Raw genomic sequence first — 14,656 nt, 5'->3', positions numbered from 1 at the left:
GGTTCCGTCATGCGCGGCCATGCGAATTGGCCTGATCACACCGCTTTGCCGATCCCCCTGAATGCGCCGGCCACGCGACGGGCTTCGCCGGCTCCGGTACAGCCAGGGCCTGTCTCCTCGACGGGTGGAGGGAACCGGCACTCAAGGAGGCAGCGTCCATGGATGTACAAGATCGCTAGTGGGCACAGAGGAGCTTGAGATGACCGGCACGGCCACCCGTTACCTCTATCTTGTCCGGCACGGCGAGGCATCGCCTGACGAGAGCGAGCTGACGGAGGCCGGTCAGCGGCAAGCCGTACTGCTCGGCCAACGCCTCCGTGACGTGCCGTTCTCAGCCGTTCACCACGGTCCGCTGCCGCGGGCGGAGCAGACCGCACGCCTGATCGGCGAGCAACTGCAGAACGTCCCCCTGCACTGCTCGGAAGTCGCCGGTGACTATGTGCCGTACGTTCCGGAAGAGGACGAGCTTCCGGCCGAATCCGCGGACTTCTACCTCAGCTTCCTCGCCGGTGCCACCGACGAGGAGCGGAAGCACGGGCCCGCGCTGGCCCGCCGGGCGCTGGATCTGTTCACCGGGCCGGTGGACGGCGAAGAGGACCGGCACGAACTGGTCGTCACCCACAACTTCCTCGTCGCCTGGCTCGTCCGGGATGCCATGCATGCGCCGAAGTGGCGTTGGCTCGGCCTCAACCACGGCAATGCGGCACTCACGGTCATCCGCTACGCACCCGGCCGATCCGCCGCCCCCCTCATCTCGAACGACATGCGGCATCTGCCCGACGAGCTGCGCTGGACCGGCTTTCCCCCCGAGCTGCGCATCTGAAGCCCGTCCGGCCGTCCTCATCCCGGCCCGACGACGACCAACGGGACAGAACCCGGCCGACTACTGAACGTGGATCACCGGCTCATGGCGGATGGGGAAGTTCACCGAGCGGGCGATGAAGCACACCGCGTGCACTTCGCCGTGCAGCGCCCGCGCCTTGTCCCTCATCGAGGCGTCGGCGACGGTCACTTCGGGACGCAGCGTGACCTCGGTGATCCGGCCGCCACCGCCGCTCGCGTCCATGGTCATCACCCCATGGGCCCGGTCCTCGTAGTCGACAACGCTCACCCCGCCCACCGCGCACAGGTGGAGGTACCAGAGCATGTGGCACTGGGCGACGGCGGCCACCAGCAGTTCCTCGGGGTTCCAGCGGGCCGGGTCGCCGCGAAAGGCCGGATCGGAGGAGGCGGCGATCGGTGTTTTGCCAGGCGCCAGGACTTCATGGGCACGGCTGAAGGAACGGTAATCCTCCGTTCCCGAGCCGAGGTTGCCGGTCCATTCGACCACTACGTCATAGGTGTGGGTGTCCGTCATGCGGCCAGCATAGGGAGGGCGCTCCCCACGCCTCACCCCATGACGGACCGGGACGAACCTCCGTCCGCGGGGCGCTTGCGGGAGAAGGCGCCGAGGCTGATGACGTTGCCCGTGTGGTCGCCCGTGTAGCGGACGGGGGAGCGGTCGTGGTCGTGGCCGGCCTCCACGCGGTCGATCAGGGCGGCGAGGAAACGGCCCACCAGGGGAGCGTTCTTGAACTGATTGCCGCTCGTGCCCATCGCGACATAGAAGCCGTCGAGGTCGGTGCGGTCGTAGATCGGCGTCCAGTCGTCGGCCGTGTCGTAGACGCCGGCGATGCCGGTGGGATGGTTGGGAACGGTGAGCCGCGGGAACCGCCGCGCCGCCCGCGTCACCTGGGCCGCGAACCGTCCGGGCGTCGGGTAGGGGCTGGACAGGTCCGGATCCTCGATCCACTCCAGCGGGTCGCAGGCGGGTTCGGTGCCGCCGACCAGGAGCTTTCCCCCAGGGGCGGGACGGACATAGATGCCGAGGTCGAGATCGGCGAGAACCGGCCCGAAGGCGTCCCCGGCGCCGTATCCGCGGGGCGCCGCCACCTGATGGACCTCCTGCCGCAGCGGCCGCACCCCGACCGTGAACTCGCCCCCGACACCGGCCATCCGGTTGAACGCGCCCGACCACGGACCCGCCGCGTTCACCACCACCGGCGCCGCGATCCGGGCCCCGTCGGCGAGCCGGACGCCCGACACCCGCTCCCCGCACCGGTCGACGCCGACGACGGTGCGGCGGAACAGGAACCGCGCCCCGAGACCGGCCGCCGCGTCCGCGAGATTCTGCGCCGCGAGCTGCGGATCATCGACGAAACCGGCGTCCGGTGTGAAGAGGCCGCCGAGTTCGCCGGAGGGCTCCGCGAAGAACGCGTCGTCGTGCACCGGCTTCGGCGGCCCGTACCGGCCCGCATCGATCCCGGGCACCCGGCTGCGCAGCGTCGCGGCGTCCCATCGTTCGTAGGGCACGCCGACCCGGTCGAACAGGGCGGCCACCGCCGCCGTCCCGGCATCCGGCGCGTCCAGCAGTACCGCACCGGTCCGCCGGAACGCCGCCACGGGACCGCCGCGGCCGCCCGGATGCGACGCCCAGTTCTCCCAGTGGTGACGCGCCTCCCAGGCCGTGGCGACGCCGTCCCAGGTGGAGTAGTTGAAACGGATGACCGCGCTCGACGCGCCGGTCGATCCGTGCCCGGCGCCGCCGGATTTGTCGACGACGACCACCCGTCGCCCGCCGCGCGCCAGCTCGAACGCGACGGCGGCACCGATCACGCCGGCCCCGACGACGACCGCGTCCGCGCCGGCCGGCCCGCGGTCCGTCTCCCGCATCGTCATCGCCGCGGATCACCGCCCGTTCGGTGTCGTCGCCGGAGGCCGGGGTGCGGATCCGGCACCCGACGGGAAGTGGCACGCCGCCAGGTGCGGCCGCCCGCCGGAGCCCGGCTGCGGATCCCGCTCGGCGCAGACCGTCCGCTCGGGATGCCGGTTCGGCCCGACCGGGCAGCGCGGATGGAACCGGCACCCCCCGGGCGGCGCCGAGGGATCGGGCACCTCCCCCAAGAGCCGCGTTTCCTCCGTCGGCAGCGGCCCGTGCAGACTCGGTACGGAAGCGAGCAGCGCCCGCGTATAAGGATGCTGGGGATCGGCCAGCAAACGCTCGGCCGGGGCCGCCTCGACGATCCGGCCCAGGTACATCACCGCGATGACGTCCGACACATAGCGGACCGCGGCAAGGTTGTGGCTGATGAACAGCATCGACAGGCCCAGCCGGCGCTGCAGATCGCGAACCATCGTCAGGACCGCCGCCTGCACCGACACATCGAGCGCCGAGGTGATTTCGTCCGCGATCAGGATGCCGGGGTCGACGGCGAGCGCACGGGCGAGGGCCACCCGCTGACGCTGGCCGCCGGACAGCTCCCGCGGCATCCGGTCCCCGAGCCGTGGGTCGAGACCGACCAGATCCAGCAGACCGGCGATGCGTTGCTCACGGGCGCGCCCGTCGAGCCTGCGGAATGCGCCCGCCGCCTCGGCCAGCGTCTGACGCACCGTCATCCTCGGGTCGAGCGCCGTATCCGGGTCCTGGAACACCATCTGGACCTGTTGCCCCAGCCGTCGCCGGTCGCCGACCGTACGGCTGCGCACCTCACGCCCGCCGACCAGCACGCGCCCGCCGGACAGCCGGGACAGCCCCACGACCGCCCGCGCCAGACTCGACTTCCCCGAACCGGACTCGCCCACCAGGCCGACGGTGGCGCCCTCGGGCACCTCCAGCGACACCCGGTCCACGGCCGTGACCCCGCCCCCCGGCCCCTCGTGCCGGACCGTGACCTCGTCCAGCGTCAGCCCCGTCATGACGTCTCCGCCTCCTCCCGCGACGAACCCGCCGCCACCGGATACCAGCACGCCACCTGATGATCGGCGGCGAGCGGCGACAAGGCCGGGTCCTCCGTCGTGCACCGCTCCCGCCGGTGGGCGCACCGCCCGTGGAACGGGCAGCCCGTGTCGTCGCCCAGGGACCCGGACGGCCCGGCATCCGCCGTGCGCAGCGGGCGGTTCCGGTCCACGGTCATATCCGGCACCGACTCCACCAGCGCGCGCGTGTACGGATGGCGGGCGCCGCCGGCGAGGCGTGCGGCCGGCAGATTCTCGACGACCCGCCCGCCGTACATGACCAGGACCCGGTCACACAGCCGCGCGACGAGCGCCACGTCATGGCTGATGAACAGGATCGCGGTCCCGGCCTCGCGCCGGATTCCGGCCAGCAGCTCCACGATGCCCCGCTGCACCGTGACGTCGAGCGCCGTCGTCGGCTCGTCCGCGATGATCACCTCCGGCCGCATCATCAGCGCCGTCGCGATCATCACCCGCTGCCGCTGCCCGCCGGACAACTGGAACGGACGGGACCGCAGCAGCCGGCGCGCACCGGGCAGGGCGACGCGCTGGAGGTTCGCCACGGCCTGCTCGACGGCCGCCGCCCGGCGCACCCCGCGGTGCGCCCGGACCGCCTCGGTGACCTGGGTGCCGATGCGCAGCGCGGGATTGAGCGACGAGGCCGGATTCTGGAAGATCATTGCCATGCCGGTCGCGAGGTGTTGCTGCCGAGCCCGCCGGGACAGGGCCGCGACGTCCGTGCCGAGGAAGCGGTGGGTCCGCCAGGTCGCCTGCGCCCGTGCCGGCAGCAGGTCGGCGAGCGCCAGCGCCGTCAGCGATTTGCCGGATCCGGATTCGCCGACCAGACCCACGATCTCGGCGCGCCGCAGGGCGAGCGTGACACCGCGGACCGGGCGGATCACCCCGTCCGCCGTGGGGATGACCACCTCCAGGTCCTCGACCCGCAGCACGTCGTCGTCCGTCACCGGGTCCGTTGTGGCGGGCGGCCGGGCCACCGGCTCGTCCGCGCGGGCCGGACCGGCGCGTCGGGCGACGCCGCCGGCCAGCACCTCACCGAGCAGCTGGAAGGCCAGCCCGGCATAGACGACGGCGATACCGGGGGCGACCGCGGACAGCGGTTCGACATAGATCCGGTTCAGGCCCTGACTGAGCAGCAGCCCCCAGTCGTACGCGGGCGCCTGCACGCCCAGCCCGAGAAAGCTCAGCCCGGACAGCGCGACGAGCATCGCACCGGCCGAGATCGTCGCATTGAGCATCAGCGGTTCGGCGATGTTGGGCAGGACATGACGCATCAGCAGCCGGTGGCGGCGCAGGCCCAGGACGCGCGCCGCCGCCATGAAGTCCGTACCGGCGACGCCGGCGGCGAGCGTCTGCGCGATCCGCGCGAAGCCCGGCGTGGCGGCGACGGCCAGCGCGAACACCGCGCCGCGGGCCCCCGCACCGAAGATCACCGAGCAGAAGATCGCGACCAGCAGGCCGGGGAACGCCAGCAGAAGATTGATCAGCGCCCCGAGCAGCCGCCGGCTGCGCCCGCCCACGACGGCGGTGAGCGCCCCGAGCGTGACCCCCGCCGCCGCGCCGAGCAGCGCCGCGGTGAGCGCCAGCAGCAGGGACAGCCGGGTCGCCGCCAGCACCCGCGCCAGCAGATCGCGGCCGAGGTGGTCCGTGCCCAGCAGATGCGCGGCGGACGGCCCCTGCAGCACCGCCGACGGATCCGGACGATCCGCCGCCGGCCCCCAGACCACGGGCCCGATGACGGCCAGCACGGCCAACGACACGAGCATCGTCACCGCGACGACCGCCATCGGCGAGGACCACCGCGACCGGGCCGCGCGCGACCGCTTCCGGGCGGCGGAACGCGTCGCCCGCAGGGGCAGCGTAGGCATCATGGCGTCAGCTCTCCCGGATGGCCGATCGAGGGTCGAGCAGCGCGAGCACCACATCGACCAGGAAGTTCGCGACGAGTACGGCCGAGCCCAGGATCAGCACCGCCGCCTGCACCACGGCATAGTCCTGCGTGACGGCGGACTGCGCGATCGCCGACCCGATACCGGGCCAGGCGAACACCTTCTCGACCAGCACGGTCCCGGCGATCAGGGCGGGCAGCAGATTGCCCGCGATCGTCAGCGACGCCGTCAGCATGTTCGGTGCCGCATGGCGCAGATAGAGCGCGGCGGCCGGCAGCCGCTTCCCCCGGGCGGCCCGCAGATAGTCCTCGCCCAGGACCTTCAGCGTCTCCACCCGCACGATCCGCAGCAGAACGGCGGCCGGGGCGAGCGCCAGCGCCAGCACGGGCAGCACGAACGACGCCGCACCCGCATCACCCGCAACCGGGAACATCCGCAGCCCCACGGCGAGCCCCGCCGTCAGCCCCGCGGCGAGAACGAAGTCCGGTAGACCCGCCACCACCGACGTCGTGGTCGTGAACGCCAGCTCCGCGCGGGGCCGCCGCCCGTCGCGGGTGAGGACCCCGGCGAGCAGGCCCCCCGGAAGGGCCACGACGAGCACGCACAGGAACGCCAGCACGGCGAGCTGCAGGGTGGCCGGCAGCCGCGTGCTGACCAGGTCCGACACCGGGTCGCCGGTCACCAGCGACACCCCCAGATCGCCGTGCACCAGATCGCGCAGGTACAGCCGGAACTGCGTCACCAGCCCCGCGTCCAGATGGAGTTCGTGTCTCTTCGCCGCCACCAGTCCGGGCGCGGCATCCACGCCCAGCGCGGCCCGGACCGGATCGCCGGGAATCAGCCGGATCATCGCGAACGAACCGGTGACCACGATGAACAGCGAGACGATCAGCCGCACCGCACGCCGGCACAGGAACACCGGCCACGGATGGCGCCGCGCCATGGCACCGAGCCGCGCGGACACCGTCGTCGCCGACACGGTCGTCATCGCTGAACCTCCTCGTCCGCAACGGCGGTTATCGGTGCAGCCGGATGCTGGTCGGCACGATCTGCCCGCCGAAGCCCACGGCGAACGTCGTCCGGAAGCCGTAGACCCCGCTCGTTCCGTCCGCGATGGGCAGCGCGTCCGCCGAGCGGAACAGTGCGGCGGCGGCGCTGTTCCACGTCCGGCAGCTGTCCTTGTCCGCCTGGCGCAGGGCCCGCCCGACCAGCCGGCGGTACTCCCGGTTGTCGATCCCCGCGAAGTTCAGTCCCTTGTCCGGTGCCGGCCCGGAGAAGTACCGGATGAGTTCGGACGGCAGCGGCGGACCCGGAGAACTGCCCACCACCACATCGAAGTTGCCGTCCTGATACATCGCCTTCACCAGCGCATTGAGGCCCTCGCTGACCAGCTCGACCCGCACCCCCAGCGCGGTCCAGGTCGCGGCCATCAGCTCCGCGACGGACGGCAGCGTCGAACCGAGGTCGGGACTGCTGATCAGGCGCAGCCGCAGCGGCCGGCCGTCCTTCGTCAGCCGGCCGTCGGCGTCCTTCCGCCAGCCCGCGGCCCGCAGCCTGCGCGCCGCGTCGTGCGCGGGCAGGCTCGCCGCGGCCACGTCCGCATGGCAGACGGCGTTCGTCGCGGTCAGGCCCGTCGCGGGCGTCCCGCTGCCGCCGACCGCCACATTGGCCAGTCCCTTGCGGTCCAGGGCGGCCACGAGGGCCCGGCGGACGGCCGGATCGCCGAGCGGACGGCCGTGGCGCTGATTGAAGAAGGTCAGCCCCACCATCGTCGGCACCTCGGCCGTGGCCAGGCCCTGTCCGGTGAGCCGGGCGCGGTCCGGCCCGGTGACCTTCGCGATGTTCACCCCGCCGGTGAGCAGCAGATTCGCCGCGGTGGACTCCTGCGGCACCACCGAAATGACGATCTTCGAGGGCTGTCCCGGCACACTGTTCGACGCCCCACCCGGGCCCCACACATACCCCTTGCGCGCGGTGAACACATACGGCCCCCCGGAGCGGTACCCGCTCAGCACATACGGGCCGGTGCCGCTCGTCGCCCTCTCCAGCGACCGGGGATGCGCCAGCCCGCCGGGACAGACGACGGGCAGCACGCCGATCGTCCGGGTGATGAAGCTGTACGGCGACGCCATCCGCACCGCCACCGTGCCGGCCGCATCGTCGGCCGTCGCCGTGAACGGGATGCCGGGCAGCTCCGCCTGAGCGCCGATGAGACGGTTGCGGGGGTCGGCCGCGTACGTCAGCGACCGCGCCACCGCGGAGGCGGTCAGCGCCGTACCGTCGGAGCAGGTCACGCCCCGGCGCAGGGTGAACTTCGCCGAGGTCGCGGTCGTCCGCCACGCCGTGGCCAGACCGGAGACCAGCGCGCCGCTCGGCGAGACATTGACCAGCGAGTCGTAGGCGTAGCGGGCCGCGCCCGTACCGAACTGCGAGTACGGGTTGAAGCTCGTGGTCTCGGAGGACGTGGCGATCCTGACGCTGCCGCCGACGACGACCGGGGAACGCGTCGAGGAGGTGACACCGGCCCCGTCACAACCGGCCAGCGCCACCGAGGCGGCGGCCGCGGACGCCACGAGGGCCGACCGCGCAGCGGCTGATGACAGGGTGCGACGGCGCATGGCGCTCATCGTGCCACCACAACGGCCCATGTCCGCACGGTACTTCGGTGCCCCACGGCCGTCGAGCAGCCCAAACCGTCCGTTCGGGTGATCACAGCCGGTATCCGCCATTCGCGACGCGCGCCCGTGACAGCTCCCGGCCCCTCAACCACACTTGCCCCATGGCGACGCACGCACCGGACCCGGCCGACGAGCCCGCGGCGAAGACGCTCCACCGCCTCGCGGCGGCCTACTGGGACTTCTTGCTCACGAGAGACCCACTGCTCCGGACGCGCCGCGGCCTGCCCGTCGAAACGCTGCCGGGGGTGTCGCACGCGGAGACCGAGGAACGCGCCCGTTTCGCATCGGGCATCCAGGACCGGCTCCGCGCGCTCGTCCCCGACGGCCTGCCCGGCCCCGACGCCGACACCGCCGGCTTCCTCGCCGAACTGGCCGAACAGGACGTGCAAGCCGCCCGCCACCACTGGCTGACGCCGACCGCCACGCCGTACACGCTCTTCCGCCTCCCGCTGTACGGCGACGTGGTCTTCCGCCCCTTCACCTTCGAGGACGGCACCGACGCGGACCGCTATCTGTCGCTCGTGCACGACCTGGCCCGCTCCGTCGCCACCATCGCCGACAAAACGGCCGGACAAGCGGCCCGCGGCTTCCGCATCCCCACCCCCGCCCTGGCCGGCGTCCGCACCACCCTCACCGGCCTGCGGGCACTGACCGCACGCTACGTCGAGACCGACGACGACCGGCTCGCCCGCCTCGCCCCGGCCGCCCGCGGCCGACTGCGCGACGGCGTCCCGCGGCTCGTCGCCACGGAACTGCACCCGGCGTTCGACCGCCTCCTCGCCCTCCTCGACGACCCCGCCTACGCCCGTCAGGCCCCCCAGACCGCCGGATGGGCCCATTACGACGGCGGCGAAGAGGCCTACCGGTCCTTCGTACGGACGTACACCACCGGCGACACCCCACCGGAACGGCTCCACGAACTCGGCCGGGAGCACTGCCGCGAACTCGCCGACCGGATGCGCGAGGCCCGCACCGCACTCGGCTTCTCCGGCCCCGAGGCCGAGTTCCACGAACGGCTGGCCACCGAGCCCCGCCTGTACGCCGCCACACCCCAGGAGGTCGAAGCCCGCTACCGGAGCCACCTCGACCGGCTCACACCGCTGCTGCCGCGCTGGTTCGCGACCCTGCCCCGCGCCCCTTACGGCGTGGCCCGCCTCGACCCGGCGCTGGAGCCGTCCATGACCTTCGGCTACTACGAGCAGCCCACCCCCGGGCAGCCGGTCGGACGGTACCGCTACAACGGCTCGGACCTGGCGAACCGGTCACTGCTCGGCTCCGCCGCCCTCATCTACCACGAACTGGCCCCCGGCCATCACTTCCATCTCGCCCGCCAGGCCGAGAACGACGCCCTGCCCGACCTGCGGCGGGAACTGACCGCCTTCGGCGCGTTCGACGAGGGCTGGGCGGAGTACGCGGCCGGCCTCGGCTGGGAGATGGGCCTCTACAACGACCCGTGGGACGCCTACGGACGCCTCGCCCACGAACGCTTCACCGCGCAACGCCTCGTCGTCGACACCGGACTCAATCTCGGCACGATGACCCTCGCAGAGGCGAGGGCGTTCATGCGTGCCCATTCCACCGAATCCGATACGCAGATCGCCACGGAGCTGCTGCGCTATGCGACCGACCTCCCCGGCCAGGCGCTGACCTACCGCGCCGGCTACACCGAGTTCACCGCCCTGCGGGCACGGGCCGAAAGCCGCGCGGGCGCCCGCTTCGACGTCCGGGCCTTCCACGAGTCGATCCTCGAAGGGGGCACGCTGCCGTTCCCCGCGCTGTCCCGCCGCGTGGCGCGCGAGCTGTCCGCGCGCGACGATTTCCCTGCCGACGCGCCGACGGCGCCCTGACCGCGGCCCCGGGACCGGCCGCTGCACCGGCCATGGTGTGTGGAGGAGGGAGGGACGGATGCGTCCGGGTACGCGTGCCGCCCATATGGTGCTGGCCCTGATCAGCCGGGACTGGGCGGGGCTCTCCCTCGCCCTGCCGTTCGCCGCGGGGGGTGGCTGGTGCATCGCTCTCGGCGGCGCCTGGTCCGTACCCGGCGGCCTCCTGCTGGGCGTCGCCGCGCTGCTGGCCGTGGGCTCCCTGCGGCACCTGGTGCATGTGGCACGGGCCGGAGCGGGCAATCCGCCACCGGGTCGGATGGTCGACGTCGGGGGCTATCGCATGCATCTCCTCGCCGAGGGCGAGTCCGCCACACGGCCCACGGTGGTGTGGATGCCCGGCGGCCACGCCCCGGGCCACGCCATGCACCATCTCCACACGATGCTGCGCGAGCACACGCGCTCCATCCTGGTCGACCGGCCGGGCTCGGGATGGAGCGACGCCGGGCCCTTCCCGCGCACAACGGCGACCGAAGCGGCCGAACTGCTCACGGCCCTGGAGCGGGCCGGCGAGGAAGGGCCCTTCGTGTTCGTGGGGCACTCCTTCGGCGGGCTGCTCGTCGCCAATGCCGCCCGCCGCCGCCCGGATCTCGTCGCGGGCCTCGTCCTGCTCGATCCCACACCCCCGGACGTCATCACCTACGGGCCGCCGAACCCGGCCCTGCGGCAGTCCGGTTCCCGCGCCCTCGTCCGGCGCGCCGTGCGCAAGCTGTTCGGCCTCCACTCCCGCGCGGACGCCATGAGCCCGCCCGCCGTCGGCTCCAGGCCTCGGGCCGACGCCGCGGCGGCCTCGATCTTCCGCGAGCTCACGCCGACCGGTATGGCGGACGTCGGATGGCACACCATGGTCTACGACGGCGACCTCGGGGATCTCCCCCTGCTCCTCGTCGCACCGCGCGATCTCACGGGGGGCGGGCAGGCGCTCGACGTGTCCGACGACCCCGAAGAGGCCGCCCGCATACGGCGCTTCTACCTCACCACCCGGGAACGCTTCCTTTCGACGTCCACCAAGGCCAGGCGGGTCCACACTCCCGAGGGAACCAGCCATGCCTTCCCCGACGAGGTCCCCGCATTCGTCATCGAGACCGTACGGACGCTGCTGAGCGAACTGGAGCCGCGCCGGCGGGCCGCTTCGTCGTAGCCGCCGGAATTCCCGGCGGGCGGCGGAATTCCGCAGCTCCCGGGCGGCCATACGGCAATGCTGGCCGGAATTCGACGCGCCCCGGCGGGCCGTGTACCCGAAAGGATGAAAGAGGCTGGAGCTATTTGGCTCCGCCCGTCAAGCCTCGGCTATGGTGTGCGAAGTGGGTGGTAAGTTCCGGTACGCGGAAATCCTACTATTCCGTAGCGTCGATTCGAGTGGTACCAACGTAAATTACGGGAGGAATGAATTCCTCCTTTGGTCGACGTCGGTCGAATGATTCCACCCACTGAGCCATACGCTTTTTCGGTGTCTGCCGGGCCCGGGGCATTCGTACCGCGCACATAAAACGAGAGGGATGTAAGACCATGCCGCCTGTAGTGCCTCCCTTCCTGATCGGACTCATTGCGGCCCCGCTCGCCAAGAGGCTGATCAAGCCGCTGGTGCGGGGGGTCGTCAAAACGTCCGTGGGACTGGCGTTGGAAGTCAAGAAGGCCGCCCATGAGGCCGGCGAGGGGATCCAGGACCTCGCCGCCGAAGTGGCCGCCGAAATGGTCACCGCCCAGATGATCCCCGCAACCGACGGTGGCAGCGCCATCGGAAGCGATACCGACAGCAAGACCTCCGCCAAGCCCCGTGCCGCCGCCGCGAGCAAGGCGAACTGAGCCACGCATCCGTCGGCCCGGCGCCGGTGTGGGCGCGAATCCCGCCCCTGATGACTTCAGGGGAAGTTGATTTCCCGATTAACCGAGAGACGCGCCCACACTCGGGTGACCATCCCCCTTTCAGCGATTTTTGACTTCCACGCACACCCCTCTTCGTTTCCCGGGGCTCCGTCGCGCCCGAATTCCCGGGGGTTGCGTCACGCCGAAAACAGGAGATTTTCACATGTCATCCCTGGTGGGTACCGCATCCGCGTGCCGGCCCACGGACGCTGATGTACGGGCGCGGTCGGTTGTTCCCGGCCGTCAGCGCTGGGATGTCGGGTTCGTGCTCGGTCGGCCGCGCATCGCGGAACTTCTCGCGGCCGCACTGCGGAAAATCCCCGGCATCACGGAGGCACGTGCCAATCCTGTTACCGGCCGGATCCTCGTCCTGCACGACCCGACGGTGAATGCGACGGACGTCGGACAGCTCATCCGGAAAGCCATCGCGCTGATCGCCGCACGGACCGGCCTGCCCCATCGGCCCGCGGCCGCCCCGTCCGGCGCGACCACCAGCACCTCCACGGCGGCACCGAGCCGCGAGGCCGTCCGTAACGTCACGCTCGTCGGCGGCGCGGCGGCCTTCCTCGCCCTGGGCGGCCGCGCTCTGCTGCGCAAGCCGCTCGTGGCCCTCGCCGGCGTCGTGACGGCAACGGCCGTCGTCCTGCGGCGGGCCTGGAACAGAGCCGCCGCCCAACGGGACTCCTCGTCCGCCACCGGGATCTCACAACACCCCCTGCTGCGGATCGTCGGCCCGCACAAACGCCGATTCTGCGTCGCCTCCCTGCTGTCCGTCGTCAGCCAGATCACCGAAATGGCGCTCGGCCTCTTCCTCGGCTGGATCGCCCTGGTGCTCATCAAGGGGGAGAGCGCGGCCCTCGCCGGCCTCGGAATCGCCGGTGCGACGGCCCAGCTGTGGTTCCTGGCCGGTGCGGCCGCCCTGGTCTGTCTGGTCGCGGCGGGTCTTTCGTACGGTTCGGGCGTCGAATGGCGCAAGCTCGGCCAGATCGTCCAGCACGACTGGCGCAATGCGACCTACGCACACGTACAGCACCTGGAACTGCAGCAGTTGGAGGGCGAGCGGACGACGCGGATCGCCGGCGCGCTGACGGACGACATCACGCAGATGGGCAACTTCCTCGCCACGTCGATGAACGAGGTGATCCAGCTCGTCACCAGCTTCCTCGTCCTCGTCCCGGTCTTCCTCCTCCTGGCCCCCGAGATCGCCTGGATCGCCTTCCTGCCGGTGCCGATCGTCGCCTGGCTGTCGTTCCACTACCACGACCGGGTCGCCGCCGACTACGCCGTCTCCGGTGAGAACCGCGCGAAGCTGCACAGCCAGCTGGTCAACAACCTCGAAGCGAGCGCCACCGTCAAGAGCTTCTGTGCCGAGGACTACGAAGCGGACCGCATCGACCGCCTCAGCGAGATCTACCGCCACAGCAACGACCGGACCGACCGGAGCACCGTCCTGCACACCGAGACCATCCGGGTGTGCACCACCGCCTCCATGGCCGGAACTCTCCTGCTCGGCGGCCGCGCGGTGCTCAACGGCACCCTTCCCTTCGAGGTGTTCAGCCCCCTGGTCGGCCTGCCGCAGCAGGTCCTGTGGCGGCTCACGCGACTGGGCAGCACCGTCGACCAGTACCAGCGGACCCTGGCGGCCTACGACCGGGTCCAGCGTCTGCGCGGTCTCCCTGTCGAGTCCAACGGCAACGGCCGCCGGCTCGACGCGGACCGGGTCACGGGCGACATCGTCCTCGACGAGGTGACCTTCGCCTACCCCGGGCGTCCCCCGGTCCTGGAAAACCTCTCCCTGCGCATGGCCCCCGGGCGGGTCACCGGCATCGTGGGTGCCACCGGTTCCGGGAAGACGACCATCGCCAAACTGCTGATGCGCTTTCAGGACACGGAGTCCGGCAGGGTGTTGCTCGACGGCGAGGACCTTCGTCAGCTGCCGCGCCAGGACGTGCGGAACGCGGTCGGCTTTGTCGCCCAGGAACCCTTCCTCTTCGACGGCACGATCGGCGAGAACATCGCCTATGGCAGCTTCGACAGCACGCCCGACCGCGTGATGAACGCCGCACGCATGGCCGAGGCACACGGTTTCATCGAGGCGATGCCGGCGCAGTACGACACGATGATCGGAGAGCGCGGCGCCGCACTCTCCGGCGGCCAGAAACAGCGCATCGCCCTGGCCCGCGCCATCCTGAAGGACTCACCGGTCGTCATCCTTGACGAAGCCACCTCGGCCGTCGACAACGAAACCGAGGCGGCCATCCAGCGAACTCTCAAGAGTTTCGCCACGGACCGGACCATGGTCATCATCGCGCACCGCCTGTCCACGATCCGTCAGGCCGACTGGATCTACGTCATGGACAAGGGCGGAGTCGTGGCCGAAGAGGGTACCCACTCCGACCTGCTCGCGCGCGAGGGGCTGTACGCATCCCTGTGGCACCTTCAGGCCGGCGAGAAGGCCGCATAAGTCGCCGCTGTCCGCGGACCGAGCGGGCAGCAGGCGCACACGCCGGTGGATTCCTACGTCTTGAACTCCTCTGGAGGTACCCCC

General features: G+C 71.5%; 11 protein-coding genes. 5 read left to right on the top strand and 6 right to left on the bottom strand.

From position 1 onward, the window contains the following. The first annotated feature begins 199 nt into the window (after positions 1-199). On the top strand, positions 200-823 hold the full coding sequence (locus tag AC5677_RS02855; protein ID WP_497193401.1) for a histidine phosphatase family protein: 624 nt from the start codon (positions 200-202) through the stop codon (positions 821-823). 60 nt (positions 824-883) lie between these two features. Here AC5677_RS02855 and AC5677_RS02850 read toward each other — a convergent pair whose 3' ends face one another. Genes AC5677_RS02850 through AC5677_RS02825 form a run of 6 tightly spaced genes read right to left on the bottom strand, consistent with a single transcriptional unit; the run spans position 884 to position 8,299 of the window. After that, complete coding sequence (locus AC5677_RS02850) at positions 884-1,357, bottom strand: OsmC family protein (protein WP_497193400.1); 474 nt, start codon at positions 1,355-1,357, stop codon at positions 884-886. A gap of 32 nt (positions 1,358-1,389) precedes the next feature. Continuing rightward, positions 1,390-2,718, bottom strand: coding sequence for an NAD(P)/FAD-dependent oxidoreductase (locus tag AC5677_RS02845; protein WP_497193399.1), 1,329 nt, complete (start codon positions 2,716-2,718; stop codon positions 1,390-1,392). A gap of 9 nt (positions 2,719-2,727) precedes the next feature. Beyond that, the gene (locus AC5677_RS02840; protein WP_497193398.1) at positions 2,728-3,735 is read right to left on the bottom strand and encodes an oligopeptide/dipeptide ABC transporter ATP-binding protein; all 1,008 of its coding nucleotides are present in this window, start codon (positions 3,733-3,735) and stop codon (positions 2,728-2,730) included. After that, positions 3,732-5,663 carry a dipeptide/oligopeptide/nickel ABC transporter permease/ATP-binding protein gene (locus tag AC5677_RS02835; RefSeq protein WP_497193397.1) on the bottom strand — a complete coding sequence of 644 codons (1,932 nt, stop codon included), beginning with the start codon at positions 5,661-5,663 and terminating at the stop codon, positions 3,732-3,734. Before AC5677_RS02835 ends, AC5677_RS02840 begins: the two co-directional genes overlap by 4 nt. Before the next feature lie 4 nt (positions 5,664-5,667). Beyond that, entirely contained in the window at positions 5,668-6,669 is a 1,002-nt protein-coding gene (locus AC5677_RS02830; RefSeq protein WP_497193396.1) for an ABC transporter permease, read from the bottom strand. A gap of 28 nt (positions 6,670-6,697) precedes the next feature. Next, entirely contained in the window at positions 6,698-8,299 is a 1,602-nt protein-coding gene (locus AC5677_RS02825; RefSeq protein WP_497193395.1) for an ABC transporter substrate-binding protein, read from the bottom strand. 161 nt (positions 8,300-8,460) lie between these two features. On the opposite strand from AC5677_RS02825, the gene AC5677_RS02820 reads away from it, so the two are divergent. The 4 genes from AC5677_RS02820 (at position 8,461) to AC5677_RS02805 (ending at position 14,572) form a co-directional block, all read left to right on the top strand. After that, entirely contained in the window at positions 8,461-10,206 is a 1,746-nt protein-coding gene (locus tag AC5677_RS02820) for a DUF885 domain-containing protein (RefSeq protein ID WP_497193394.1), read from the top strand. 58 nt (positions 10,207-10,264) lie between these two features. Continuing rightward, on the top strand, positions 10,265-11,383 hold the full coding sequence (locus AC5677_RS02815; protein ID WP_497193393.1) for an alpha/beta fold hydrolase: 1,119 nt from the start codon (positions 10,265-10,267) through the stop codon (positions 11,381-11,383). A gap of 368 nt (positions 11,384-11,751) precedes the next feature. Beyond that, on the top strand, positions 11,752-12,048 hold the full coding sequence (locus AC5677_RS02810; RefSeq protein WP_497193392.1) for a DUF5132 domain-containing protein: 297 nt from the start codon (positions 11,752-11,754) through the stop codon (positions 12,046-12,048). Positions 12,049-12,271: 223 nt separating this feature from the next. Next, a complete protein-coding gene (locus tag AC5677_RS02805; RefSeq protein WP_497193391.1) occupies positions 12,272-14,572 on the top strand; it encodes an ABC transporter ATP-binding protein in 2,301 nt (766 codons plus the stop codon). Positions 14,573-14,656 lie beyond the last annotated feature (84 nt).

This window comes from Streptomyces sp. JLSY215 (assembly GCF_059682825.1).
This window is presented reverse-complemented; position numbering and strand designations above follow the sequence as displayed.